Raw genomic sequence first — 23,209 nt, forward strand, 5'->3', positions numbered from 1 at the left:
CTGGGTACCACTATCTCCCGATAAAAGGCGAGACCCCCGCAGGCCGAGCCCGCGGGGGTCCGCCGCTCCCGTGGGGGGAGTCGGGGGGTGGAGGGGCTCAGTCGGACCGGGCGGCGGTCCTGCGGACCCGGCCGCGGACCAGGAACCAGCCGCCGACGAGGGCCGCGGCGATCAGCGGGAGGCAGTTGACCGTGGTGCGGCTGATGCCGCCGTCCATCCACATGAGGACGAGGACGGAGGCGAGGAAGACCAGGGTCACGATCTGGGTGTAGGGGGCCCAGGGCAGCCGGTAGGCGGGGCGGGCGAGCACGCCCCGCTCGGCGCGGCGGACGAAGAGCAGCGAGCAGACCATGATCATGGCCCAGGTGCCGATGATGCCGATCGAGGCGAAGTTGAGGACCAGCTCGAAGGCGTCCTCGGGCATCCTGGCGTTGAGGATCACGCCGGCGACGCCGAAGCCGGCGGTGAGCAGGATGCCGCCGTAGGGCACGCCGCCCTTGTTCATGACGCCGGTGAACTTCGGCGCGGAGCCGGCCAGCGACATGGAGCGCAGGATGCGGCCGGTGGAGTACAGGCCGGAGTTGAGGCTGGAGAGGGCGGCGGTGAGGACGACGAGGTTCATCACGCCGGCGGCGCCGGGGACGCCCAGCTTGTCGAAGACGGTGACGAAGGGGCTCTGGTCGCCGGTGTAGGCGGTGTACGGGAGGATCAGCGCGAGCAGGACGACCGAGCCGACGTAGAAGAGGCCGACGCGCCACATGATCGAGTTGATCGCCTTCGGCATGATCTTCTCGGGGTTCTCGGTCTCGCCGGCGGCGACGCCGCAGAGCTCGACGGAGGCGTAGGCGAAGACGACGCCCTGGATGAGCAGGAGCATCGGCATCATGCCGTTGGGGAAGATGCCGCCGTTGTCGGTGATGTTGGCGAGGCCCGGGGTGGAGCCCCCGACGTCGTGCGAGGTCACGACGAGGAAGATGCCGACGAGCATGAAGGCGACGAGCGCGGCGACCTTGACGATCGCGAACCAGAACTCCATCTCGCCGAAGTACTTCACCGAGATGAGGTTGGCGGCGAGGACGACCGCGAGGGCGATCAGGGCGAGGATCCACTGCGGGACGTCGCTGAACATCGACCAGAAGTGGGCGTAGGTGGCCGCGGCGGTGATGTCGGCGACGGCGGTGGTCGACCAGTTGAGGAAGTAGAGCCAGCCGGCCGTGTAGGCGCCCTTCTCGCCCATGAACTCGCGGGCGTAGGAGACGAAGGCGCCGGAGGACGGGCGGTAGAGCACCAGCTCGCCGAGGGCCCGGACCACGAAGAAGGCGAAGACGCCGCAGACCGCGTACGCGAGGAAGAGCGAGGGGCCGGCGCTGGCCATCCGGCCGCCGGCGCCGAGGAAGAGCCCGGTGCCGATCGCGCCGCCGATGGCGATCATGTTGATGTGCCGGGACTTGAGGTCCTTGCGGTATCCGGCGTCGCCGGCGTCGACGTGGGGGGAGGCGGCCGGGTCCGCCGGGGCGGCGGACGGCGGCTCGGCCGCGATGACGCGGTCACTCATGGAGTTGTCGCCTTCGTGAGGGGGTGGGGGCTGTGCGGTCCCGCCGTGCCCGGGGTCCCTTCGTGGGGGTCGCCCCTGCACGGCCAGCCGACATCCTCACGGCAAGACGCGTTCACTGACTGTGAGCGAATTCACTGAACGCCCGTATTTGAGCTAGTTCAGAGGTTACGCAGCGCTGTACGGCGTACGACGGACGGGAGCCGTCACGGGGCCAGCACGTCCAGTTCCCTGAGCGCGCCGACGGCGATCTCGCGGGTCAGCGCCTCGGCGCGGGCGGCGTCGCGCTCGCGGACGGCCTCGGCGACCTGGACGTGGAGGGTGACGGCCGCCGGGTCGGGGTCCTCGAACATCACGTGGTGGTGGGTGCGGCCGGTGAGGACCTCGGCGACGACGTCCCCGAGGCGGGCGAACATCTCGTTCCCGGAGGCGTCGAGGACGATCCGGTGGAAGGCGACGTCGTGGACGAGGTACGCCTCCAGCTGCCGGCCGCGCGAGGTGGCGACCATGCCGAGGGCCTGCTCGGTGAGCTCGCGGCACTGGGCCGGGGTGGCGTGCAGGGCGGCGAGGCCGGCGGCGACGGGTTCGACGGCGGAGCGCAGCACGGTGAGGGAGCGGAGCTGGCGGGGGCGGTCGGCGCCGGCCAGCCGCCAGCGGATGACCTGGGGGTCGTAGACGTTCCAGCTCTCGGTGGGCAGGACCGTCACGCCGACCCGGCGGCGGGACTCCACCAGGTGCATCGACTCCAGGACGCGGACGACCTCGCGGACGACGGTGCGGGAGACGTCGAAGCGCTGGGCGAGCTCGTCGGTGCGCAGGACCGTGCCGGGCGGGTGCTCCCCCGCGGTGATGGCGAGGCCCAGGGTGGCGAGCACGTGCGAGTGGAGCCCCTGGGCCGATGTCGTCATGGGGCTCAGCCTATGCGGGGCCGGGCCGGTGATCACACCGGAGAGCGGGACGGGCGGCCGGCGGGGCACACCCGGGAATTAAAAGTACGACTTTTATGTCACAGACTCTTGAATACGTCGTACTCAATGGGTTTCATGAGCGCGACGGATCGATGTCGAAGAAGACAGCGAGGCACCCCCCATGCGCTCCACCCCCCACTCCGCCGCTCCCCCGGTCGTCGTCGTCATGGGCGTCGCCGGGACCGGCAAGACCACGATCGGCCCGCTGGTCGCCGACGCCCTCGGCCTGCGCTACGCGGAGGGCGACGACTTCCACCCGGCCGCCAACGTGGCCAAGATGTCGGCCGGCGTGCCGCTGGACGACGCCGACCGGGAGCCGTGGCTCGACGCCATCGGCGCCTGGGCGCACGACCGGGCCGGGCTAGGCGGGGTGGTCAGCAGCTCCGCGCTGAAGCGGATCTACCGGGACCGGCTGCGCGCGGCCGCCCCCGGGATCGTCTTCCTCCACCTGACCGGCGACCGGGAGCTCATCGAGGGCCGGATGGCGGCGCGCAAGGGGCACTTCATGCCCACCGCGCTCCTCGACTCCCAGTTCGCCACCCTCCAGCCGCTGGAGGAGGACGAGGCCGGCGTCGCCGTCGACGTGTCGGGCACCCCGGAGGAGATCGCCGCCCGGGCGGTGGCCGCCCTGCGCGCCTTCGCCCGGCCCCTCCCCCTCTTCTGAACCGTCCCCACCCCCCGCTCTTCACTTCCCCTCCCGCACCCTCCGCTCTTCCTGCCCCTCCCCTTCGACCCCCAAGGGACCCACCGTGACCAGTCTCAGCGTCGAGATGCTGGCAGCGGACGCCGCCGAACCGATCACCTCGGCGGGCAACGCACAGCTGGGCATCGCCGTGCTCGCCGGCATCGCCGTCATCGTCCTGCTCATCACCAAGTTCAAACTGCACGCGTTCCTGGCGCTGACCATCGGCTCGCTCGCGCTCGGCGCGTTCGCCGGGGCGCCGCTCGCGGACACCATCAAGTCGTTCAGCACCGGGCTCGGCAACACCGTGGCCGGCGTCGGCGTGCTGATCGCGCTCGGCGCGATCCTCGGCAAGCTGCTCGCCGACTCGGGCGGCGCCGACCAGATCGTCGACACGATCCTGGCGAAGGCGAGCAGGCGCTCCATGCCGTGGGCGATGGTCCTGATCGCCTCGGTGATCGGCCTGCCGCTCTTCTTCGAGGTCGGCATCGTGCTGCTGATCCCGGTGGTCCTGATGGTCGCCAAGCGCGGCAACTACTCCCTGATGCGGATCGGCATCCCGGCCCTCGCCGGCCTGTCCGTGATGCACGGGCTCATCCCGCCGCACCCCGGCCCGCTCGTCGCGATCGACGCCGTCGGCGCCAACCTGGGCGTCACCCTCGCCCTGGGCCTGGTCGTCGCGATCCCGACCGTGATCATCGCGGGTCCGCTCTTCTCCCGGTACGCCGCCCGCTGGGTGGACATCCAGGCGCCCGAGCACATGATCCCGACGCGCCCCTCCGAGGACCTGGAGAAGCGCCCCGGCTTCGGCGTGACCGTCGCCACGGTGCTGCTGCCGGTCGTCCTGATGCTGGTGAAGGCGCTCGTCGACATCGTCGTCGACGACCCGGAGAACGGGGTGCAGAAGGTCACCGACGTCATCGGCTCGCCGCTGATCGCGCTGCTCGCCGCCGTCATAGTGGCCCTGTTCACGCTGGGCCGCGCGGCCGGCTTCTCCAAGGAGCGGCTGTCCTCGACGGTCGAGAAGTCCCTGGCCCCGATCGCGGGCGTGCTGCTGATCGTCGGCGCGGGCGGCGGCTTCAAGCAGACCCTGATCGACATCGGCGTCGGCCAGATGATCCTGGAGTTCTCCGAGAACTGGTCGATCCCGGCCCTGCTCCTGGCCTGGCTGATCGCGGTCGCCATCCGTCTCGCGACGGGCTCCGCCACGGTCGCGACGATCTCGGCCGCCGGCCTGGTGGCCCCGCTGGCCGCGGGCATGTCGACCGGTGAGACGGCGCTGCTGGTGCTGGCGATCGGTGCCGGCTCGCTCTTCTTCAGCCACGTCAACGACGCCGGTTTCTGGCTGGTGAAGGAGTACTTCGGCATGAACGTCGGCCAGACGGTCAAGACCTGGTCGGTGATGGAGACCATCATCTCGGTGGTGGCCCTGGTGTTCGTGCTGCTGCTGTCGCTGCTGGTGTAGCGCGGACGGCGGCGCGAAGGGCCCCGGACCTCCTCGTGGAGGTCCGGGGCCCTTCGCCGTGCCCGGCCCCGCGGCGGGCCGCCCGCGGGGATCGCCCCCGCGCGGGCCGCGCGGGCCTACGCCGTCGCCGCGGCCGCCGCCCGGCCCGCCGCCCGGCCGGAGAAGACGCAGCCGCCGAGGAAGGTGCCTTCGAGGGAACGGTAGCCGTGGACGCCGCCGCCGCCGAAGCCGGCCGCCTCGCCCGCCGCGTACAGCCCGGGGAGGGGTTCGCCGGTGTCGGTGAGGACCCGGGAGGAGAGGTCGGTCTGGAGGCCGCCGAGGGACTTGCGGGTGAGGATGTTGAGGCGGACGGCGATCAGCGGGCCGGCCTTGGGGTCGAGGATGCGGTGCGGGGCGGCGGTGCGGATGAGGCGGTCGCCCAGGTAGCTGCGGGCGCCGCGGATCGCGGTGATCTGGAGGTCCTTGGTGAAGGGGTTGGCGATCTCGCGGTCGCGGGCGGTGATCTCGCGGCGGAGCGCGGCCTCGTCGACGAGGTCCTGGCCGGTGATCCGGTTCATGCCGCGGACCAGGGCGGACAGGTCGTCCTCGACGACGAAGTCGGCGCCCTTGTCCATGAACGCCCGGACGGGGCCGGGAACGTCGGCGCGGGCGCGGCCCAGGACGTCGCGGACGGACCTGCCGGTGAGGTCGGGGTTCTGCTCTGAGCCGGAGAGGGCGAACTCCTTGCCGATGATCCGCTTGTCGAGGACGAACCAGGTGTGGTCGTGGCCGGTCCGCATGATGTGTTCGAGCGTCCCGAGGGTGTCGAAGCCGGGGAAGAGCGGGACCGGGAGCCGCTTGCCGGTGGCGTCGAGCCAGAGGGACGAGGGGCCGGGCAGGATGCGGATGCCGTGCTTCGCCCAGATCGGGTTCCAGTTCTCGATGCCCTCGGTGTAGTGCCACATCCGGTCGCGGTTGACCTGCCGGGCGCCGGCCTTCTCCGCGATGCCGAGCATCAGGCCGTCGACGTGGGCGGGCACGCCGGAGAGCAGCTTCCCGGGCGGGGTGCCGAGGCGGGCGGGCCACTGGGCGCGGACCAGGTCGTGGTTGCCGCCGATGCCGCCGGTGGTGACGATCACGGCCTGGGCGCGCAGCTCGAAGGAGCCCGTCGCGGTCCGGCTGCTGGCGGTGCCGCGCTCGGCGTCGGAGGGCTCCAGGATCTCGCCGGAGACCGTGTCGAGCGTGCCTCCGGTGCGGCCGAGCGCGGTGACGCGGTGGCGGAAGCGGAAGGTGACGAGGCCGCGGGCGACGCCCTCGCGGACGGCGCGCTCGAAGGGGGCGACGAGGCCGGGGCCCGTACCCCAGGTGATGTGGAAGCGGGGGACGGAGTTGCCGTGCCCGGTGGCGTCGTAGCCGCCGCGCTCGGCCCAGCCGACGACGGGGAAGAAGCGGACCCCGCGCGCGTGGAGCCAGGAGCGCTTCTCGCCGGCGGCGAAGTCGACGTACGCCTCCGCCCAGCGGCGGGCCCAGTCGTCCTCGGGCCGGTCGAAGCCCGCGGTGCCCATCCAGTCCTGGAGGGCGAGGGCGTGGCTGTCCCTGATGCGCAGCCGGCGCTGCTCGGGCGAGTCGACGAGGAAGAGCCCGCCGAAGGACCAGTGGGCCTGGCCGCCCAGGGACTGTTCGGGCTCCTGGTCCAGGAGGATCACGGACCGGCCGGCGTCGACCAGCTCGGCGGTGGCGACGAGACCGGCGAGGCCGGCCCCGATCACGATCACATCGGCGTCGTAGGACATGGACCGCATCTTGGATACACGGATGTATCGAGTCAACCGTTCGCGCCCGGAGGACCCCCTCCCGTTTTCTAATGTCGGGCATTAATATGGGGGCATGGCAAGGACGTCGGGACCCGAGACCCGGGACAAACTGATCCGCGCGGCCGAGGAGCTGTTCGCCGCCCAGGGGGTCGACGGCGCACAGCTGCGCGACATCACCCGGCTCGCCGGACAGGCCAACCCGTCCGCCGTGCAGTACCACTTCGGCTCCCGCGCCGGACTCCTCGACGCGGTCATGGCCGGCCGGCTGGACCGGACCGAGCGGGTGCTCGTCGCCCTGGCGTATCCGGCCGACGCCGGCGTACGGGAGCTGCTCACGGCGCTCGTCACGGCCGAGGCGGGCGAGCTGGCCACCGAGCGGGGCAGGCGCTGCCTGCGGATCTCCGCGCAGCTCAGCCACGAGAGCGGCATCCGCTCCCGCACCCCGCACCCCACCCTCGCCGGCACCGCCTACTGGACGCTGATCGAGCGCCTCGCCGACCGCCTGGCCGACGACGGGCTGCCCGAGCCGCTGCTCCTGGAGCGCCTCGACCTCGCCCTCACGGTCGTCGGCGCGGCGCTCGCCGACCGGGCCCGGCAGTACCTCGACGGGACGGAGCCGCTCACCGGCGAGCCGCTCTTCCTCGCCGACCTCGTCGAGACCACCACCGCCCTCCTCCGGGCCGCACCGCCCCGGACGGCGACCTGAACCGTCCCGCGCCCCGCCCCCGGGCCGCTCGGCCCCGCGGGACGCCACGGACCACCCCGCGCCTCCGAGCCGCACAGACCCGGAGGTCCACACCGAACCACCCCGCACCACCCCGAAAGGACCTCCCATGAACGACCTCACCGGAAAGACCGTGCTCATCACCGGCGGCGCCCGCGGCCTGGGCGCCGAGGCGGCCCGCCAGGCCGTCGCCGCCGGGGCGAACGTGGTCGTCACCGACGTCCTCGACGAGGACGGCGCGGCGACCGCCGCGAGCCTCGGCGAGCGCGCCCGCTTCTTCCACCACGACGTCACCTCCGAGGAGGAGTGGGCGGCGGCCGTGGCCTACGCCGTCGCCGAGTTCGGCGGTCTGCACGGCCTGGTGAACAACGCCGGCATCTCCACCGGCGCGCTCCTGGAGACCGAGAGCGTCGAGCACTTCCGCAAGGTCCTCGACATCAACCTCACCGGGGTCTTCATCGGCATGAAGGCCGCGATCCCGGCGATGCGGGAGGCCGGCGGCGGCTCCATCGTCAACATCTCCTCCGCGGCCGGCCTGATGGGCCTCGCCCTCACCGCCGGCTACGGCGCCTCCAAGTGGGGCGTGCGCGGCCTCACCAAGATCGGCGCGGTGGAGCTGGGCACCGCGAAGATCCGCGTCAACTCGGTCCACCCGGGCATGACCTACACCCCGATGACCGCCTCGGTCGGCATCCAGCGCGGCGAGGGCATGTACCCGAACACGCCGATGGGCCGGGTCGGCGAGGCCGACGAGATCGCCGGCGCGGTCGTCTTCCTCCTCTCGGACGCCGCCTCGTACGTGACGGGCGCCGAGCTCGCCGTGGACGGCGGCTGGACCACGGGCCCGACGGTCAAGTACGTCATGGGGCAGTGAGTCCTCCCGGTCCGGCTGGTTGGATGGGCGCATGAGCGCCTCCGAGGAAGTACTGGACGTCGTCGACGAGCAGGACCGGGTGGTCGGGCGGGCCCCGCGCGGTGAGGTGTACGCGCGGGGCCTGATCCATCGCTGCACCTTCGTCCGGGTGCGGGACGCCAAGGGCCGGATCTTCGTCCACCGCAGGACCGCGGAGAAGCTGGTCTTCCCCTCGATGTACGACCTGTTCGTCGGCGGGGTCGTCGGCGCCGGCGAGTCCTACGACGACGCGGCGCTGCGCGAGGCCGAGGAGGAGCTGGGCGTCTCCGGGCTGCCGCGCCCCGCGTTCCTCTTCAAGTTCCTGTACGACTCCGGCGGCGTGGCCGGGAAGTGGTGGTCGTCCGTGTACGAGGTCCGCTGCGAGCTGCCGGTGCGGCCGCAGGCCGAGGAGGTGGCCTGGCACGCCTTCCTGACCGAGGACGAACTCCGCGAGCGGCTGCCCGGCGCGCCCGGGGCCTGGGAGTGGGTGCCGGACGGGCTCGCGGCGTACGAACGGCTGGTGGCGGAGCGGGGACGGTAGGCGCGGGGCCCTTCGGCGGGGGGCGGTGGGCGCGGCGTCCTTCGGCGGGGGCGGTGGGCGCGGGGCCGTTCGGCAGGAGCGGTGGGCGCGGCGTCCTTCGGCGGGCGGCGGGGGAAGCCCTGGGGCCGGGCGGTGGGGGCGGGCCGTTAGGGTGCCGGGGTGAGCCGATTCGTACAGAGCCTGCGGCTGTGGTTCGCGCCGCAGCGGATCCGGGACGAGGGCGAGACCCCCGACTACCGCTTCTCCCTCGCCAACGAGCGGACCTTCCTCGCCTGGATCCGGACGGCACTCGCGCTCATCGGCGGCGGTTTCGCCGTCGACCAGTTCCTGCCGGACCTGCGCTGGGCGGTCCGGGTCGGGCTGGCGCTCGCGCTGCTCGCCGCCGGCGTGCTGTGCGCGCTGCGCGCGGTGAACCACTGGATCCGCTGCGAGCGGGCCATGCGCCGCGGCGAGGACCTCCCCGTCTCCCGCTTCCCGGCGGTGCTGAGCCTCACCGTGGCCGTGGTCGCGGTCGCGATGGTGGTGCTCGTGGTCTTCGGCCGGGCCGGGTAGTGGGCGGGGCGGCCGCCGGGGGCGAGGCCCGCGGGGAGGGCGCGGCGCCCGGGGACGAGGCCCGTGATCCGGGGCTCCAGCCCGAGCGGACGCGGCTCGCCTGGCGCCGGACGACGCTGTCGTGGACGGTCGTGGCGGTCCTCGGGATCAAGCTGGCCCTCGTGGACGGCACCACCGCCGCCGGGCTGACCGGACTGGCCCTCTCCGCGCTGCTGTGGATCGGCTTCCTGGCCGTCGCCCACCGGCGGATCCGCGCCCTGGACGCCGCCCGGCCGCGGGTCCTCTCGGCACGGGCCGCGCTGCTGGCCACCGGGTGCACGGTGGCGCTGGCGGTGTGCGGGGCGGCGCTGATCTGGTGAGGGCCGGGGGCGGCCCCGGGCCCGGGTCCGGTGCCGCGCCCGGGGCCGGTGCCTCTTCGGGGACTACGGGACGGTGACGACGACCTTGCCCTGGAGGCCGCCCTCCGCGTGGGCGCGCTGCGCGTCGGCGGCCCGCTCCAGCGGGAAGGTCTTCGCCACCCGGACGTCCAGGACCCCCTCGTCGACGAGGTCGGCGAGGGCGGCCAGGTCGGCGGCGTCCGGGCGGACCCAGTAGTAGCGGCCGCCGAGCGCCAGGACCTCGGCGTCGGCGATGGAGGCGATCCGGCCGCCGGTCGCCAGCAGCCCGGCCGCGCGCGGGAGGAAGGGCCCGCCGAGGGTGTCCAGGACCGCGTCCACGCCCTGCGGGGCGAGCTCCCGGACCTGGGCGGTGAAGGTCCGCTCGTCGAAGAGGACCGGTTCGCCGCCGAGTTCCGCGACGCGCTCCCGGCCCGACTCGCGGACGGCGCCCAGGACCCGGCAGCCGAGGTGCCGGGCGATCTGCACGGCCATCGAGCCGACTCCGCCGGCCGCGGCGAGCACCAGGACCGTCTCCCCCTCCCGTACCGAGAGCGCGGTGCGCAGGGACTGGTAGGCGGTGAGCCCCGCCAGGGGCAGCGCGGCGGCCTCCTCGAAGGAGTGGCTCCGGGGCTTGCGGGCGAGGGTGCGGAGGGGAGCGGCGACGTACTCGGCGAAGGTGCCGTGCGCGAGGAAGTCCTCCCGGACGTACCCCATGACCTCGTCGCCCTCCGCCCACTCGGTGACGGAGACGCCGGGGCGGACGACGACGCCGGAGACGTCCCAGCCGGGGACGACGGGGAAGACGGCGTCGATCATGCCGTCGAGGTGGCCGGCCTGGGCCTTCCAGTCGACCGGGTTGACCGCCGCGGCCCGCACCCTGACCAGGACCTCGTCGGGCCCCACCTTCGGGTCGGGCAGCTCGCCGTACTCCAGGACCTCGGGGCCGCCGTAACGGCGGTAGCTGATCGCCTTCATGGTTCCGACCCTCGGCGGGGTCCGGTCCCGCCGCAAGCCGGACGGGGCGGGCGGGGGCGTCCCCCGGCGGCGGACGGGCGGGGCACGGCGAGGGGCGGGGTGTCCGGTCCTCGGGAACGCGCCCCCGGACGGGCCCGCCGATGGCAGGCTTCCCCCTGATCCACCGATCCTGCCGATCCGTCCTCCCGGGGGAGCCCTGTGCCTGCCACCGACCCGTACGTGGTCACGCTCGCGCCGCACGTCCACGCCTACGTCCAGCCCGACGGCGGCTGGTGTCTGAACAACGCCGGCTTCCTCGGCGACCCGGGCGAGTCGCTGCTCGTCGACACCACCGCCACCGAGCGGCGCGCCCTGCTGCTGCGGGAGGCGGTGCTCGCCGCGGGGCTGCCGCTGCCGCGCACCGTCGTGAACACCCATCACCACGGCGACCACACCTACGGCAACGGGGTGTTCCGGCCGGAGGCCCGGATCGTCGGGCACGAGAACTGCCGGTCCGAGCAGCTCGACGCCGGTCACCAGCTGCACCTGCTGTGGCCGCGGACCGACTTCGGGCGGGTCGAGATCACGCCGCCCGACGTCACCTACCGCGACCGGATGACGGTGTACGCGGGCGGGATCGAGGTGCGGCTGCTGCACCCGGGTCCCGCGCACACCACCGGCGACACGATCGCGCACCTGCCGGAGCAGGGCGTGGTCTTCACCGGGGACCTGGTCTTCCAGGGCGGGACGCCGTTCCTGCCGATGGGCTCGCTGGCCGGCTCGCTGCGCGCGCTCGACCTGCTGCGGTCGCTGGACGCGGAGCGGGTGGTGCCGGGGCACGGGCCGGTGACGGACCCGAGCGCCTACGACGCCACCGAGCGCTATCTGCGGTGGGTGGCGGAGCTGGCCGCCGAGGGGCACGCGAAGGGGGAGCCGCCGCTGGAGACGGCCCGCCGGGCGGACCCGGGCGAGTTCGGCGCGTGGCGGGAGAGCGAACGGCTGGTGGCGAACCTGCACCGGGCCCACGCCGAACTGGAGGGGCTCCCGGAGGGGCACCCGCTCGACCCGGTGGCGGTCTTCGGGGACATGGCGGCGATGAACGGCGGGGTGCCGGTGGCCTGTCACGCGTGACGGCGCGGACGTGGTGAGGGACCCGGGCGGAGCCCGGGTCCCTCAGACGTTTCGGGGAGCCCTCTGGACGACATACCGACTGGTCGGTCATCATGAACGCCGACCGACCGACCCACCGGAGGTACGCCCGATGAGCCACGCCGCCCCACCGCCCGGCCTCGACCCCGAGCGCCTGCGCCACCACCTGGACCGCGAGCGGCCGGGCCTGGTCGCCGGGCCCCTGAGGGCCCGGCTGATCGAGGGCGGCCGCTCCAACCTCACGTACGTCGTCACCGACGGCACCGGCCGCTGGGTGGTGCGCCGCCCGCCGCTCGGCCACGTCCTGGCCACCGCGCACGACATGAAGCGCGAGCACCGGGTCATCAGCGCCCTCGCCGGGACCGCGGTGCCGGTGCCGGGCACCGTGCTGCTGTGCGAGGACGAGGAGGTGCTCGGCGCGCCCTTCTACGTCATGGAGTTCGTGGAGGGGACCCCGTACCGCTCCGCCTCCCAGCTCGCCCCGCTGGGTCCCGAGCGCACCCGCGCCGCCGTCCTCGGGCTCGTCGACACCCTGGTCGACCTGCACGCGGTGGATCCCGAGGCCGTCGGGCTCGGCGACTTCGGCCGGCCGGAGGGCTTCCTCGACCGGCAGCTGCGCCGCTGGGGCAAGCAGCTCGCCGCCTCCCGGGGCCGCGACCTGCCCGGCATCGAGGAGCTGCACGCCGCCCTCGGCCGGGCGCTGCCCGACTCCCCCGCGCCGACCGTGGTGCACGGCGACTACCGGCTCGACAACGCCCTCGTCGGCGCGGACGACCGGATCAGCGCCGTCCTCGACTGGGAGATGTCCACCCTCGGCGACCCGCTGACCGACCTGGGCCTGCTCGTCATGTACAGCACCCCGCTCGACCTGCCCGGCTCGCCGATCTCGACGACCGCGACCGCCGCCGGCCACCCCACCGCCGCCGAGCTGGTCGAGCGGTACGCCGCCCGCTCCGGCCGGGACGTCTCCGCCTTCTCCTGGTACACGGCCTTCGCCTGGTTCAAGCTCGCCGTGATCCTGGAGGGCATCCACTACCGCTACACCCTCGGGCAGACCGTCGGCGCCGGTTTCGACCGGATCGGCGACCTCGTCCCCGTCTTCATCGAGCACGGCCTGACCACCCTTCAGGAGGGCTGAACCGCCATGGACTTCTCCTACGACGCCCGCACCGAGGAGCTGCGCGCCCGGCTGCTCGCCTTCATGGACGAGCACGTGTACCCCGCCGAGGCCGTGGCCGAGGAGCAGCGCGCCGCGCTCGCCTCCCCGTGGGACGAGCCGCCGGTGGTGGCGGAGCTGAAGGCCGAGGCCAAGCGGCAGGGCCTGTGGAACCTGTTCCTGCCGGACGCGGAGTACGGGGCCGGGCTGACGAACCTCCAGTACGCCCCGCTCGCCGAGATCACCGGCCGCAGCCCGCAGCTCGCGCCGACCGCCCTCAACTGCGCGGCGCCGGACACCGGGAACATGGAGCTGCTCGCCCAGTTCGGCGACGAGGCACAGAAGAAGCAGTGGCTGGAGCCGCTGCTCGCGGGCGAGATCCGGTCCGCCTTCGCGATGACCGAGCCCGAGGTGGCCTCCTCCGACGCGACCAACATCGAGACCCGGATCCGGCGGGACGGGGACTCGTACGTGATCGACGGCCGCAAGTGGTACATCTCCGGGGCGATGAACCCCGACTGCAAGGTCTTCATCGTGATGGGCAAGACCGACCCCGACGGCGCCGACCCGCGCCGCCAGCAGTCGATGGTCCTCGTGCCGCGCGACGCGCCGGGCGTCGAGGTGCGCCGGGCGATGCGGGTGTACGGCTACGAGGACCACTACCACGGCGGCCACGCCGAGGTGGTCTTCGAGAACGTGCGGGTCCCGGCCGCGAACCTGATCGGCGAGGAGGGCGGCGGCTTCGCCATCGCCCAGGCCCGGCTCGGCCCCGGCCGCATCCACCACTGCATGCGGCTGATCGGCATGGCCGAGCGGGCCGTGGAGCTGACCTGCCGGCGGGCCGTCTCCCGCACCGCCTTCGGCAAGGCCCTCGCCCAGCAGGGCGTGGTGCAGAACTGGATCGCGGACGCGCGGGTGACCATCGAGCAGCTGCGGCTGCTCGTCCTCAAGACGGCCTGGCTGATGGACACGGTCGGCAACAAGGGGGCCCACACCGAGATCCAGGCCATCAAGATCGCCACCCCGCGCGCGGTGGTGGACATCGTCGACAGGGCGGTGCAGGCGCACGGCGCCGGCGGCGTCTCGCAGGACTTCCCGCTCGCCGAGCTGTGGGCGGCGGCGCGGACCCTGCGGCTCGCGGACGGCCCCGACGAGGTGCACCAGCGGTCGCTGGCCCGCCGGGAGCTGAAGCGCTACCTCTGACGGCTCAGGGACGCAGGGCCCGCAGCAGGAGGTCGGCCAGGTGGTCGGCGACCTGCTGCGGGGCGAGCGGGCCGTCCGGGCGGTACCACGTGGACAGGTGGTGCACGGAGCCGAAGTGGTAGTCCACGACGAGGTCGGCGGGCGTGGCGGAGGAGAAGACGCCCGCCCGCTGGCCTTCCTCCACGAGGGCGCGGAAGCGCTCGTGGTAGCGCCGGCGCTCGGCGCGGACCTGCTTGTTCTTCTCCGGGCTCAGGTGGTGCATGGAGCGGAAGAAGATCGAGGCGTCGTCGAGGTTCTCGATGGTGGTGACCACGACGTCGGCGGCGGCGGAGCGCAGCCGCTCGTCGACGGGCGCGTCGGAGTCCGCGAAGTCGTCGAGCCGCTCCTGCTGGAGGCGGAGCACGCGCGCGTACACCTCCTGGAGGAGGTCCTCCTTGGAGCCGAAGTAGTGGTAGAGCGCGCCCTTGGTGACGCCCGCCGCCTCGACGATCTCCTGGACCGAGGTGCGGTCGTAGCCCCGCTCGGCGAAGAGCCGGGTGGCGGCGGCGAGGAGCCTCTGGGGGACGGGAGCGCCGTCCCCGTCCGTCGTCCTGGCCATGCTCCGCCGCCTTCCGGTCCGCCGCCCCGTCCCTGGTGGCCGGGGCCTGTCGTCGGTAGATCTTCCCATCCGTCGCCGGGTGCGCTACCGCGCGCCCGCCTCCCAGTGCCGCTGGAGCTTGTTCATGCCGCCGATCCAGCGCTCGGGGTCGTCCGCGCGGTGGCGGTAGAAATCGGCGACCTCCGGGTGCGGGAGGACCAGGAAGCGGTCCTCGGCGATGGCGTCGAGGAGGGCGTCGGCGACGGCGTCGGGCTCGATCGCGGTGGGGACGAGGACGAGGTCGCCCGCCGAACCGGTGGCGTCGAGCATGTCGGTGCGGACTCCCTGCGGGCAGATGGAGTGCACCTTGAGGCCGCGGTGGCGGTAGGTGAGGGAGAGCCACTCGGCGAAGGCCTGGGCGCCGTGCTTGGAGACGCTGTACGGGGCCGCGCCGATCATGGTGAGCAGGCCGGCGGCGGAGACGGTGGAGACGAAGCGGCCGCTGCCGCGCTCCAGCCAGTCGGGGAGCAGGGCGCGGGCCGCGCGGACGTGGGCCATGACGTTGACGTCCCAGGCGGCGGCCCAGACGGCCTCGTCGGCGAAGGCGTCGCCCGCGGAGGCGAGTCCGGCGTTGGCGCACCAGACGTCGACGGTGCCGCCGAGGACCTCGCGGGCCTCCTCGACGATCGCGGAGGCGTCGCCGGGGACGGCGAGGGCGCCGATCTCGTCGGCGACGGCCTTGGTGCGGGCCGGGTCGAGGTCGTTGACGACGACGCGGGCGCCCTCGGCGGCGAAGCGCCGGGCGAGGGCGGCGCCGATGCCGCCGCCCGCTCCGGTGACGACGACGGCGGCGCCCCGGACCTCGTGCGTGCCCGCGTTCATGGTCCCCTCCAGAGGGTTCGGCTCTTCGGCTCACGGTGCCGTGACACCGGCAGACTAACCGGTCGGTATGGACGGTGGAAGAGCCCGGAAGGTTCCGCCGCCCGCTTCCGCACGCCTCGTTCCCCCGGGGCGTCAGGAGCGCTAGCCTGCGTGCCCATGTCACGCATGAGGCGGCTGGAGCCGTCACGCCGGGAACTGCTGGCGGCCGGAGGGGCCCTGACCGCCGGAGGGGCGCTGGCCGGGGCGGCCTCCCCCGCCGCGGCCGCCCCCGGGCGGGCGCACGCGCGCGTACGGACCGGTTTCGAGCGGCTGGCGGCCGACGGGTACGCCCTGCTGGCCGGCGAGCGGGTCGGCGTGGTCACCAACCCGACCGGCATCACCCCGGACGCCCGGCACCTGGTGGACGTGATGCACGCCGACGAACGGGTGGACCTGGTGGCCGTGCTCGGCCCCGAGCACGGCTTCCGGGGCACCGCGCAGGCGGGCGGTTCGGAGGGCCGGTACGACGACCCGGCGACCGGACTGCCGGTCTACGACACGTACCTGAAGAGCGGGCAGCCGCTGGCGGACGTCTTCACCGCGTCCGGCGTCGACACCGTCGTCTTCGACATCCAGGACGCGGGCGCCCGCTTCTACACCTACATCTGGACGCTCTACGACTGCATGGTGGCGGCGGAGCTGGCCGGGAAGCGCTTCGTGGTCCTGGACCGGCCGAACCCGGTGAGCGGCCGGGCGGCGCTCGGCCCCGTCCTGGACCGGGCCTTCGCCACCTTCGTCGGCCGCGAGCCGATCGCGCAGGCGCACGGCATGACGGTGGCCGAGCTGGCGCTCCTCTTCAACGCCGAGTTCCTGGCCCGGCCGGTGGAGCTGGAGACGGTGCGGATGACCGGCTGGCGGCGCGCGGACTTCTTCGACGCCACCGGACTGCCGTGGGTGCCGCCGAGCCCGAACATGCCGACCCCGGAAACCGCGCTCGTCTACTCCGGCACCTGCCTCTTCGAGGGCACCAACCTCTCCGAGGGCCGGGGCACCACCCGCCCCTTCGAACTGCTCGGCGCGGAGGGCGTCGACCGCCGCTGGGCGGAGGCGGCGAACGCCCTCGGCCTGCCCGGGGTCCGCTTCCGCGAGGCGTACTTCGCCCCGACCTTCTCCAAGTTCCAGGGCCGCACGGTCGGCGGCGTCCAGCTCCACGTCGACGACCGCGAGGCCTTCGACCCGGTACGGACCGGGATCGGCCTCCTGGTCACCGCCCGCCGCTCCTGGTCCGGCTTCGCCTGGCGGCCGGACCACTGGATCGACAAGCTGACCGGCTCCACCCGCGTCCGCACCCTGATCGACGCGGGCGCGGACACCGACGAGGTCGTCGGCGCGTGGGAACCGGACCTGGCGGCCTTCCGCGCGGTGCGGCGGGAGCACCTGCTGTACCGGTGACGGGCCCGCCCCGGGGAGCGGGCGACCGCGGCGGCCGGACCGCCCGGCGAGGTCTGAGCCCGGCCGGATCCGGGCATGCTGCCCGGGGGTTGCGGGTCACGGGCCCCTGGGCGCTTCCTCGACGCGGAGGGCGGGCGGGTCGTGAGCGGGATGAGTGTGGATCCGTACCGGGAGATCGTCCTCGACAAGGACGGGGACGGTCCGGCGGGACAGGCGGCCGAGCTGGTCGCGCTGGCGCGGCGGGGCGTGACGGACCTGGTGGTGTTCGCGCACGGGTGGAACAACTCCCCGTCCGGCGCGACCCTGCTGTACGCGGACTTCTTCGCACCGTTCCCGGGCCTGCTGGCGCCGGGCGTGGAGGCGGGGTACGCGGGGGTGGTCTGGCCCTCGATGATGTTCGCGGACGAGCCGGTGCCGGACTTCCGGGCGCTGGTGACGACGCTGCCGGAGAAGGAGCGGACGATCGTCCGGCTCACCGAGCTGCTGGCCCTCGCGCCGCCCGAGGAGGCGGCGTTCGCGGAGTTCGGGGCGCTGCTGCGGGAGCTGGCGGACGGCGGCGGCGAGGGGTTCGCCCCCGCGGCCGGAGGGCTGCCGGAGTTCCTGGTGGCGGACCCCCTGGAGACCTGCGCCCTGTTCACCGCGGCCCTGGAGGGGGCCGCGCCCGGGGCGGCGTTCGGGGAAGGCTTCGGGGACGGCCTCGGGCGGCTGTGGAAGGGCGGCCGGGAGGCCCTGCGGCAGGCCGCGTACCACGTGATGAAGCGGCGGGCCGGGCACGTGGGCGAGCGGGGGCTCGGGCCGCTGCTCGCGGAGGTGGCGCGGGCCGCGCCGGGGCTGCGGGTGCACCTGGTGGGGCACGGCATGGGCGCCCGGCTCGTGGCGTACGCGCTGCGCGGGCTGCCGGGGGCGCTGCGGCCGGTCCGTTCGATGACGCTGCTCCAGGGGGCCTTCTCGCACTACGCGTTCGCGGCCCGGCTGCCGCACGACCCGGGCCGGCCGGGGGCGCTGGGGGACATGCAGCTGCGGGTGCGGGGGCCGGTGGTGGCCTGTCACTCGCGGCACGACGCCGCCCTCGGGGTCATGTACCCGCTGGCCTCCCGGGTGGCCGGGGACTCGGCCTCCCTGCTGGAGCCCCCGGGGTGGTCGGCGGCCCGCGACCCCCGGTGGGGGGCGATCGGGTGGGACGGCGTCCAGGGCGTGCCCGGGGCGGCGCGGCGGACGCTGGCGACGGTGCTGCGGGACGGGGTTCCGGCCTCGGGCTGCGTGAGCGTGGACGTGGCGGACGCGGTCCGCTCGCACGGCGACGTGCGGCGGCCCGAGCTGGCCCGGGTGGTGGTCTCGGCGGCCCGGATCGGGCGGCGCTGACCCCCGCCGGGGTGGCGAGTTCCCGCCAGGAAGGTGGCCGTTCCGTGTCCGGGCGGAACGCGGCGGCACCTTCGTTCGTCCCTCTGGTACCGCGGATGCGCGAACGACCAGCACGGAGGTGGCGGGCGATGGCCGGTTTCCGGAGTCTCGCGAGACAGGTGCGCGATCAGCGCTGCGACACGGCGCTGCGCAGGTACGCGCTGCGCAAGTGCCTGGAGCGTTTCGCTCCTTACGGGCACCGGGCGACCTGGGACCACCTGTGCCGCCGGCACGGGTTCGGCCCGGACGACCGGGAGCTCGATCCGGCGCGGCTGGTGGCCGCCCTGGAGGAGCTGGAGGAGGCGCGGGCGGTCTGGCTCGCGTACGAGGAGGAGTTCGCCGCCCGGCGACGGCGGGAGAAGCACGACGGGCTGCGCGCGCTGGGGGCGCTCGACGACTGGCACCGGGACGTGCGGGGCGGCAACGGCGTGGTGCGGTGCGGCGATCCGGCCGTCCATCCGACGGACCCGCTGCCCCGGGTGGTGCGGCGGCTGGTGACGGCGCTGGAGCACCGCCCCGGCGAGGCCTGCCCGGGGTGCGCGGGCCCGCGGATCGCGTGGACCGGCGGCGCCGGGGACGGGGACGGGACCGGGGGCTGGTACGGCCCGGTGTGCGCGGACTGCGGGGTCGAGGTGCCTCGGGCGGCCCTCACCCCGGGGGCCCTGGCCCGCGCCCGGGAGGCGGGCGCCCGCTCGCTGGCCCCGGCGGCGTGACCCGGCCCGGAGCGCGGGCGCGCCGCGGGCCGCCGGCCGGGACAAGAACTCCGCGCGGCCGTCGCGCCGCCGGGGCGGTGTGACGTGACCGGAGCGGGACGGGTGCTCCAGGCGGCGCTGAACGGCGCCCGGGGGGCCCGGGAGTCGGCGGTGGTGCCGCGTGATCCGGCGGGGCTCGCCGGGGCCGCGGTGGACGCGGTGGCGGCGGGCGCGCACGAGGTGCGGATCCGGCCCCGGACGCCCTGCGGCGCGGCTTCGCTGTCGCCCCGGGTGGTGGGGCCCGCGCTGACGGCGGTGCGGGGCGCCGTCCGCGTCCCGGTGGCGGTGCCGGTGGACGCGTGGGCCGAGCCCGATCCGGAGCGGCGGGTCGCGCGGATCCGGTCCTGGGAGGTCCTTCCGGACCTGGCGTGGGTGGCCTGGCACGAGCCGGGCGCCGAGGAGACGGCGGCGGCCCTGCTGGCGCGCGGGGTGGCCGTGGAGGCGGGGCTGCGGGCCGGCACGACGGGCCCCGGCCTCTTCGCCCGCTCCCCGGTGGCGGCCCGGGTGCGGCGGATCGCGGCGGAGGCGCCGGACGGGCGGGCCGGGCCGTGGGCCCTGGCCCTGGCGGCCGCGCACGGCGCGGTTCCCGTCCTGCTCCACGGGACCGGCGCGGCGGCCTGGCCGGTGCTGCGGCTGGCCGGGCGGCTCGGACTGGACGGCCGGATCGGGCTGGAGGACACGCTGTCGCTGCCGGACGGCGCCCGCGCCCGCTCCACGGCGGAGCAGGTGCGGGCCGCGCTGTCGGGCCGCGGTTAGGGGCCTTCGGTCCTGGTCAGGGGCCTTCGGTCCTGGTCGCGGTCGCGGTCTTGGTCGCGCTGTCGGCTCCGGTCCCGCTCTCGGCTCCGGTCCCGGTCTCGCGGCGCAGGGGCAGCAGCCGGGAGCCGGCCATCCGCTCGCCGAAGACGTCGTCGGGGTTGGAGAGGACGCAGGTCTCCAGGGAGAGGCAGCCGCAGCCGATGCAGTCCGTCAGGTGGTCGCGGAGCCGGCCGAGCTGCGTGATGCGGTCGTCGAGCTCGGCCCGCCAGGTGGCGGAGAGCCGGGACCAGTCCTCGCGGGTCGGGGTGCGCTCCTCGGGGAGTTCGGAGAGGGCGTCGCGGATGGTGGCGAGGGGGATGCCGACGCGCTGGGCGGCGCGGATGAAGGCGACCCTGCGCAGCGCGTCGCGCCCGTAACGGCGCTGGTTGCCGGGGGTGCGGCGGCTGCCGATGAGCCCCTTGGCCTCGTAGAAGTGGAGGGCGGAGACGGCGGCGCCGCTGCGGGCGGCGAGCTGGCCGACGGTGAGCTCGTGGATCTTCTCGGGAATCTGCGGCACCCCTCGAACCCTACTGGTCCGTTGACACCGCGACCCCCACCCCACATGCTGAGCAAGCGCTTAGACACAAACCGTTTGGTATGTCGCACCGAGAAGGGACCAGGGACATGGCCGAGCCGAGGATCTTCACCTCCGCCGAGGAGCTGCGCGCGGGGGTCGGCGAGCAGCTGGGGCACAGCGACTGGCTGGAGGTCGACCAGAAGCGGATCGACCTCTTCGCCGAGGCCACCGGCGACCACCAGTGGATCCACGTGGATCCCGAGCGCGCCGCCTCGGGCCCCTTCGGCTCGACGATCGCGCACGGCTATCTGACCCTCTCCCTGCTGCCGCTGTTCGTGCCGCAGGTGCTGCGGGTCGAGGGCATGAAGATGGGCCTCAACTACGGCACGGAGAAGGTGCGCTTCCCCGCCCCGGTGCCGGTCGGCTCGCGGCTGCGCGCCACGGCGGTGCTGACGAAGGTCGAGGAGGCGGGCGGCGGCGTGCAGGTCACCGCCAAGGTGACCGTGGAGCGCGAGGGCGGCGACAAGCCGGTGTGCGTCGCCGAGTCGGTCTCGCGCTACTACTTCTGAGCCCGGTACCCCACCATGCGGAGCACGAGGTCGGCGTAGAGCGCGCCGACCTCGTCGGGCGTCCGGCGGCCCTCCGGGTTGAACCAGCGGGCGACGTCGATGCAGAGTGAGAGCACGGCGACGGTGGTGCCGGCCACGTCCGCCTGGTCGAACTCGCCGGCCGCCACGCCCTCCTCGATGATCCGGCGCACGCTCGCGTCGGTCTCCCGGCGCAGCTCCACGATCTCGGCGCGGTGCTCGGGGCCGAGGGCGTCCAGCTCGTACTGCACGACCCGGGCCGTGGTGTGGTGCTCCGCGTGCCAGCGGACGAAGGAGCGCACGGCGTCGGCGAGCCGCTCGGCGGCGGCGCCGTCGCGGGTCTCGGCGGCCCGGAGGATCTCCAGGGCCTTGTCGTGGCCGATGCGGCTGATCCGGTGGAGCAGCTCTTCCTTGGTCTTGTAGTGGATGTAGAGCGCCGCCGGACTCATGCCGGCGCGGCCGGCGATGTCCCGGGTGGTCGTGGCGTGGTAGCCGCGTTCGGCGAAGGCCTCGACGGCCGCGACCAGCAGCCTCCGGGCGGCCTCGGGCGTGACCTCGCCCCAGGGCACGTCCTCGCCGCCGGGCGTCTGCTCCGCCGCGCTCATCCCACACTCCTCTTCGGACCGGTCAGGACGAACACCATACAACGAAGCTGAGCAAGCGCTTAGAGCCGCCGGGGGCCGAGACCGCTCACAGCTTCTGCTGGAAGGGGTCGTGCTCGGCGAGGAGCTTCTCCAGACGGGCCTGGTCCACCCGGCTGACGATCCGGTCCGACTCCTGCCGGTCGCGGACCACCTTGGCGAGGGTGAAGGCGGAGGTGGTGAGGTAGAGCACGGAGACCGCGAGGAAGGCGCGCACCCAGGCGCTCGCCTCCAGCTGGTAGATCCCGATGCCGACGGCGGCGATGGCGACCGCGAAGGAGATGACGGCCTGCGCGTGGTACGCGTTCGTGTTCTGCTGCTTGACCTGTGACTCGCTCATGGGGACAGCATCGGGCGGATGTGGCACCCGCCACATCCGCCCGGATACTCAGGCCCGACTGGGCCGCGGCACTCAGAAGGCGGAGACCCCGGTGAGCGCCCGGCCGATGATGAGCTTCTGGATCTGGCTGGTGCCCTCGTAGAGGGTCATCACGCGCGCGTCGCGCAGCAGCTTGCCGACGGGGTACTCGTCGATGTAGCCGTAGCCGCCGAAGACCTGGAGGGCGTTGTTGGCGCAGCGGACGGCGGCCTCGGAGGCGTACAGCTTGGCCTTGGAGGCGGCGGTGGCGAAGTCCTCGCCCCGGTCGATCAGATCGGCGACCCGCCAGGTCAGCAGCCGGGCCGCGTCCACGTCGACGGCGATGTCGCTGAGGAGTTCCTGCACCAGCTGGTACGAGGCGATGGGCTTGCCGAACTGCTCGCGCTCCCCCGCGTAGCGCACGGCGGCGTCGAGGGCGGCCTGGGCGATGCCGACGCAGCCGGCGGCCACCGACATCCGGCCCTTGGCCAGGGCGGACATGGCGACGGCGAAGCCCTTCCCCTCGGGGCCGAGCATCGCGGAGGCCGGGACGCGCACCCCCTCCAGGGCGAGTTCGGCGGTGGCCTGGCCGCGCAGGCCGAGCTTGCCGTGGACGGCGCGGCGGGTGAGGCCGGGGGCGTCGGCGGGGACCAGGAAGGCGGAGACGCCCTTGTGGCCGGGGGCGTCGTTCGTCCGCGCGAAGAGCAGGACGACGTCGGCCCAGGTGCCGTTGGTGATGAACATCTTGGCGCCGTCGATGACGTAGTCGCCGCCGTCGCGCACGGCCCGGGTGCTCAGGTTCCCCGCGTCGGAGCCGGTGCCGGGCTCGGTGAGGCCGAAGCAGCCGAGGGCCTCGCCGGAGGCGAGCCGGGGCAGCCAGGCCCGCTTCTGCTCCTCGGTGCCCCAGGAGGCGATGGTCTTGGCCACCAGACCGAGGGAGACGGAGACGATGCCGCGCACGGAGGAGTCGCCGCGCCCCAGCTCCTCGGTGACCAGGCAGTACGCGAGGTGGTCGCCGCCCGAACCGCCGTACTCCTCGGGGATCGTGAGCCCGAGGAAGCCCACGGCGCCGAGCTTCTTCACGATGCCCCGGTCCACCTCCTCGGCGCGGTCCCACGCGACCACGTGCGGGGCGACCTCGCGGGCGACGAAGTCCTCGGCGAGTCGCCGTACGTCCCGCTGCTCCTCGCTCAGCGCCAGATCCACGGTGCCACCCTCTTTCACCCGTCACTTTAATTACCACTGCTAGTTTTATCGGTG

Annotated in this window: 25 protein-coding genes; 15 read left to right on the plus strand and 10 right to left on the minus strand. The window is 74.1% G+C overall.

Annotation, left to right across the window (positions count from 1 at the left end):
• Nucleotides 1-97: 97 nt before the first annotated feature.
• Together ACFW6A_RS27325 and ACFW6A_RS27330 are read right to left on the minus strand one after the other, a co-directional pair.
• Complete coding sequence (locus tag ACFW6A_RS27325) at nt 98-1,555, minus strand: amino acid permease (RefSeq protein WP_351852742.1); 1,458 nt, start codon at nt 1,553-1,555, stop codon at nt 98-100.
• 203 nt (nt 1,556-1,758) lie between these two features.
• Nucleotides 1,759-2,460 carry an FCD domain-containing protein gene (locus tag ACFW6A_RS27330; RefSeq protein ID WP_351852744.1) on the minus strand — a complete coding sequence of 234 codons (702 nt, stop codon included), beginning with the start codon at nt 2,458-2,460 and terminating at the stop codon, nt 1,759-1,761.
• Nucleotides 2,461-2,641: 181 nt separating this feature from the next.
• On the opposite strand from ACFW6A_RS27330, the gene ACFW6A_RS27335 reads away from it, so the two are divergent.
• Both ACFW6A_RS27335 and ACFW6A_RS27340 read left to right on the plus strand, forming a co-directional pair.
• The gene (locus ACFW6A_RS27335; RefSeq protein ID WP_386484685.1) at nt 2,642-3,184 is read left to right on the plus strand and encodes a gluconokinase; all 543 of its coding nucleotides are present in this window, start codon (nt 2,642-2,644) and stop codon (nt 3,182-3,184) included.
• 85 nt (nt 3,185-3,269) lie between these two features.
• The gene (locus ACFW6A_RS27340; protein ID WP_351852748.1) at nt 3,270-4,667 is read left to right on the plus strand and encodes a gluconate:H+ symporter; all 1,398 of its coding nucleotides are present in this window, start codon (nt 3,270-3,272) and stop codon (nt 4,665-4,667) included.
• A 116-nt stretch (nt 4,668-4,783) separates the two neighbouring features.
• On the opposite strand, the gene ACFW6A_RS27345 is transcribed toward ACFW6A_RS27340, so the two are convergent.
• Nucleotides 4,784-6,439 carry an FAD-binding dehydrogenase gene (locus ACFW6A_RS27345; RefSeq protein WP_351841809.1) on the minus strand — a complete coding sequence of 552 codons (1,656 nt, stop codon included), beginning with the start codon at nt 6,437-6,439 and terminating at the stop codon, nt 4,784-4,786.
• Between the two features lie 94 nt (nt 6,440-6,533).
• Between ACFW6A_RS27345 and ACFW6A_RS27350 the strand changes: the two genes are divergently transcribed.
• From ACFW6A_RS27350 to ACFW6A_RS27370, 5 genes are all read left to right on the plus strand, one after another.
• The gene (locus ACFW6A_RS27350; protein ID WP_351841811.1) at nt 6,534-7,166 is read left to right on the plus strand and encodes a TetR family transcriptional regulator; all 633 of its coding nucleotides are present in this window, start codon (nt 6,534-6,536) and stop codon (nt 7,164-7,166) included.
• A gap of 127 nt (nt 7,167-7,293) precedes the next feature.
• Nucleotides 7,294-8,058, plus strand: a complete 765-nt coding sequence (locus tag ACFW6A_RS27355) for a glucose 1-dehydrogenase (RefSeq protein WP_351841813.1) — start codon at nt 7,294-7,296, stop codon at nt 8,056-8,058.
• A 31-nt stretch (nt 8,059-8,089) separates the two neighbouring features.
• Complete coding sequence (locus tag ACFW6A_RS27360) at nt 8,090-8,617, plus strand: NUDIX domain-containing protein (protein WP_351841815.1); 528 nt, start codon at nt 8,090-8,092, stop codon at nt 8,615-8,617.
• Nucleotides 8,618-8,776: 159 nt separating this feature from the next.
• A complete protein-coding gene (locus ACFW6A_RS27365; protein ID WP_351841817.1) occupies nt 8,777-9,169 on the plus strand; it encodes a DUF202 domain-containing protein in 393 nt (130 codons plus the stop codon).
• Nucleotides 9,169-9,528 (plus strand): DUF202 domain-containing protein, encoded by a 360-nt coding sequence (locus ACFW6A_RS27370; protein WP_351841819.1) that lies wholly within the window; start codon nt 9,169-9,171, stop codon nt 9,526-9,528. Before ACFW6A_RS27365 ends, ACFW6A_RS27370 begins: the two co-directional genes overlap by 1 nt.
• 63 nt (nt 9,529-9,591) lie before the next feature.
• Here the strand turns inward: ACFW6A_RS27370 and ACFW6A_RS27375 are convergent, their stop codons facing one another.
• Nucleotides 9,592-10,521, minus strand: a complete 930-nt coding sequence (locus tag ACFW6A_RS27375; protein WP_386643585.1) for an NADP-dependent oxidoreductase — start codon at nt 10,519-10,521, stop codon at nt 9,592-9,594.
• Between the two features lie 198 nt (nt 10,522-10,719).
• On the opposite strand from ACFW6A_RS27375, the gene ACFW6A_RS27380 reads away from it, so the two are divergent.
• The 3 genes from ACFW6A_RS27380 to ACFW6A_RS27390 all read left to right on the plus strand — a co-directional run bounded on the left by ACFW6A_RS27380 (nt 10,720) and on the right by ACFW6A_RS27390 (nt 14,008).
• On the plus strand, nt 10,720-11,631 hold the full coding sequence (locus ACFW6A_RS27380) for an MBL fold metallo-hydrolase (RefSeq protein WP_351841823.1): 912 nt from the start codon (nt 10,720-10,722) through the stop codon (nt 11,629-11,631).
• 130 nt (nt 11,632-11,761) lie between these two features.
• On the plus strand, nt 11,762-12,787 hold the full coding sequence (locus ACFW6A_RS27385; protein WP_386643588.1) for a phosphotransferase family protein: 1,026 nt from the start codon (nt 11,762-11,764) through the stop codon (nt 12,785-12,787).
• 6 nt (nt 12,788-12,793) lie between these two features.
• Nucleotides 12,794-14,008 carry an acyl-CoA dehydrogenase family protein gene (locus tag ACFW6A_RS27390; RefSeq protein WP_351841827.1) on the plus strand — a complete coding sequence of 405 codons (1,215 nt, stop codon included), beginning with the start codon at nt 12,794-12,796 and terminating at the stop codon, nt 14,006-14,008.
• A gap of 4 nt (nt 14,009-14,012) precedes the next feature.
• Here ACFW6A_RS27390 and ACFW6A_RS27395 read toward each other — a convergent pair whose 3' ends face one another.
• Together ACFW6A_RS27395 and ACFW6A_RS27400 are read right to left on the minus strand one after the other, a co-directional pair.
• Entirely contained in the window at nt 14,013-14,606 is a 594-nt protein-coding gene (locus ACFW6A_RS27395) for a TetR/AcrR family transcriptional regulator (protein WP_351841829.1), read from the minus strand.
• A gap of 84 nt (nt 14,607-14,690) precedes the next feature.
• The gene (locus ACFW6A_RS27400; RefSeq protein ID WP_351841831.1) at nt 14,691-15,467 is read right to left on the minus strand and encodes an SDR family oxidoreductase; all 777 of its coding nucleotides are present in this window, start codon (nt 15,465-15,467) and stop codon (nt 14,691-14,693) included.
• A gap of 174 nt (nt 15,468-15,641) precedes the next feature.
• Between ACFW6A_RS27400 and ACFW6A_RS27405 the strand changes: the two genes are divergently transcribed.
• From ACFW6A_RS27405 to ACFW6A_RS27420, 4 genes are all read left to right on the plus strand, one after another.
• Nucleotides 15,642-16,898: a DUF1343 domain-containing protein gene (locus tag ACFW6A_RS27405; protein WP_351842069.1), complete on the plus strand. Its 1,257-nt coding sequence runs from the start codon at nt 15,642-15,644 to the stop codon at nt 16,896-16,898.
• A gap of 150 nt (nt 16,899-17,048) precedes the next feature.
• Nucleotides 17,049-18,260, plus strand: coding sequence for a serine-threonine protein kinase (locus ACFW6A_RS27410; protein ID WP_386643655.1), 1,212 nt, complete (start codon nt 17,049-17,051; stop codon nt 18,258-18,260).
• A 128-nt stretch (nt 18,261-18,388) separates the two neighbouring features.
• Nucleotides 18,389-19,012: a hypothetical protein gene (locus ACFW6A_RS27415; protein ID WP_351841835.1), complete on the plus strand. Its 624-nt coding sequence runs from the start codon at nt 18,389-18,391 to the stop codon at nt 19,010-19,012.
• An 84-nt stretch (nt 19,013-19,096) separates the two neighbouring features.
• Nucleotides 19,097-19,807, plus strand: a complete 711-nt coding sequence (locus tag ACFW6A_RS27420; protein ID WP_386643592.1) for a 3-keto-5-aminohexanoate cleavage protein — start codon at nt 19,097-19,099, stop codon at nt 19,805-19,807.
• A gap of 16 nt (nt 19,808-19,823) precedes the next feature.
• Here the strand turns inward: ACFW6A_RS27420 and soxR are convergent, their stop codons facing one another.
• The gene (gene soxR, locus ACFW6A_RS27425; protein ID WP_386643595.1) at nt 19,824-20,363 is read right to left on the minus strand and encodes a redox-sensitive transcriptional activator SoxR; all 540 of its coding nucleotides are present in this window, start codon (nt 20,361-20,363) and stop codon (nt 19,824-19,826) included.
• A gap of 107 nt (nt 20,364-20,470) precedes the next feature.
• Between soxR and ACFW6A_RS27430 the strand changes: the two genes are divergently transcribed.
• Nucleotides 20,471-20,932 (plus strand): MaoC family dehydratase, encoded by a 462-nt coding sequence (locus ACFW6A_RS27430; RefSeq protein WP_030494453.1) that lies wholly within the window; start codon nt 20,471-20,473, stop codon nt 20,930-20,932.
• On the opposite strand, the gene ACFW6A_RS27435 is transcribed toward ACFW6A_RS27430, so the two are convergent.
• The 3 genes from ACFW6A_RS27435 to ACFW6A_RS27445 all read right to left on the minus strand — a co-directional run bounded on the left by ACFW6A_RS27435 (nt 20,923) and on the right by ACFW6A_RS27445 (nt 23,155).
• Entirely contained in the window at nt 20,923-21,555 is a 633-nt protein-coding gene (locus ACFW6A_RS27435; protein WP_351841841.1) for a TetR/AcrR family transcriptional regulator, read from the minus strand. The two genes, ACFW6A_RS27430 and ACFW6A_RS27435, sit on opposite strands and share 10 nt — an antisense overlap.
• An 85-nt stretch (nt 21,556-21,640) precedes the next feature.
• Nucleotides 21,641-21,931: a YiaA/YiaB family inner membrane protein gene (locus ACFW6A_RS27440; RefSeq protein ID WP_043223876.1), complete on the minus strand. Its 291-nt coding sequence runs from the start codon at nt 21,929-21,931 to the stop codon at nt 21,641-21,643.
• A 72-nt stretch (nt 21,932-22,003) separates the two neighbouring features.
• Nucleotides 22,004-23,155: an acyl-CoA dehydrogenase family protein gene (locus ACFW6A_RS27445; protein WP_351841844.1), complete on the minus strand. Its 1,152-nt coding sequence runs from the start codon at nt 23,153-23,155 to the stop codon at nt 22,004-22,006.
• Nucleotides 23,156-23,209: the final 54 nt, after the last annotated feature.

This window comes from Streptomyces sp. NPDC058758 (genome assembly GCF_042746075.1).
Taxonomy (GTDB): domain Bacteria; phylum Actinomycetota; class Actinomycetes; order Streptomycetales; family Streptomycetaceae; genus Streptomyces.

Bases quoted from the DNA above. Each gene is read 5' to 3' on its own strand.
- ACFW6A_RS27325 (WP_351852742.1), bottom strand. From the start codon at position 1,555: ATGAGTGACCGCGTCATCGCGGCCGAGCCGCCGTCCGCCGCCCCGGCG.
- ACFW6A_RS27330 (WP_351852744.1), bottom strand. From the start codon at position 2,460: ATGACGACATCGGCCCAGGGGCTCCACTCGCACGTGCTCGCCACCCTG.
- ACFW6A_RS27335 (WP_386484685.1), top strand. From the start codon at position 2,642: ATGCGCTCCACCCCCCACTCCGCCGCTCCCCCGGTCGTCGTCGTCATG.
- ACFW6A_RS27345 (WP_351841809.1), bottom strand. From the start codon at position 6,439: ATGTCCTACGACGCCGATGTGATCGTGATCGGGGCCGGCCTCGCCGGT.
- ACFW6A_RS27350 (WP_351841811.1), top strand. From the start codon at position 6,534: ATGGCAAGGACGTCGGGACCCGAGACCCGGGACAAACTGATCCGCGCG.
- ACFW6A_RS27355 (WP_351841813.1), top strand. From the start codon at position 7,294: ATGAACGACCTCACCGGAAAGACCGTGCTCATCACCGGCGGCGCCCGC.
- ACFW6A_RS27360 (WP_351841815.1), top strand. From the start codon at position 8,090: ATGAGCGCCTCCGAGGAAGTACTGGACGTCGTCGACGAGCAGGACCGG.
- ACFW6A_RS27375 (WP_386643585.1), bottom strand. From the start codon at position 10,521: ATGAAGGCGATCAGCTACCGCCGTTACGGCGGCCCCGAGGTCCTGGAG.
- ACFW6A_RS27385 (WP_386643588.1), top strand. From the start codon at position 11,762: ATGAGCCACGCCGCCCCACCGCCCGGCCTCGACCCCGAGCGCCTGCGC.
- ACFW6A_RS27390 (WP_351841827.1), top strand. From the start codon at position 12,794: ATGGACTTCTCCTACGACGCCCGCACCGAGGAGCTGCGCGCCCGGCTG.
- ACFW6A_RS27395 (WP_351841829.1), bottom strand. From the start codon at position 14,606: ATGGCCAGGACGACGGACGGGGACGGCGCTCCCGTCCCCCAGAGGCTC.
- ACFW6A_RS27400 (WP_351841831.1), bottom strand. From the start codon at position 15,467: ATGAACGCGGGCACGCACGAGGTCCGGGGCGCCGCCGTCGTCGTCACC.
- ACFW6A_RS27410 (WP_386643655.1), top strand. From the start codon at position 17,049: ATGAGTGTGGATCCGTACCGGGAGATCGTCCTCGACAAGGACGGGGAC.
- ACFW6A_RS27415 (WP_351841835.1), top strand. From the start codon at position 18,389: ATGGCCGGTTTCCGGAGTCTCGCGAGACAGGTGCGCGATCAGCGCTGC.
- ACFW6A_RS27430 (WP_030494453.1), top strand. From the start codon at position 20,471: ATGGCCGAGCCGAGGATCTTCACCTCCGCCGAGGAGCTGCGCGCGGGG.
- ACFW6A_RS27435 (WP_351841841.1), bottom strand. From the start codon at position 21,555: ATGAGCGCGGCGGAGCAGACGCCCGGCGGCGAGGACGTGCCCTGGGGC.
- ACFW6A_RS27440 (WP_043223876.1), bottom strand. From the start codon at position 21,931: ATGAGCGAGTCACAGGTCAAGCAGCAGAACACGAACGCGTACCACGCG.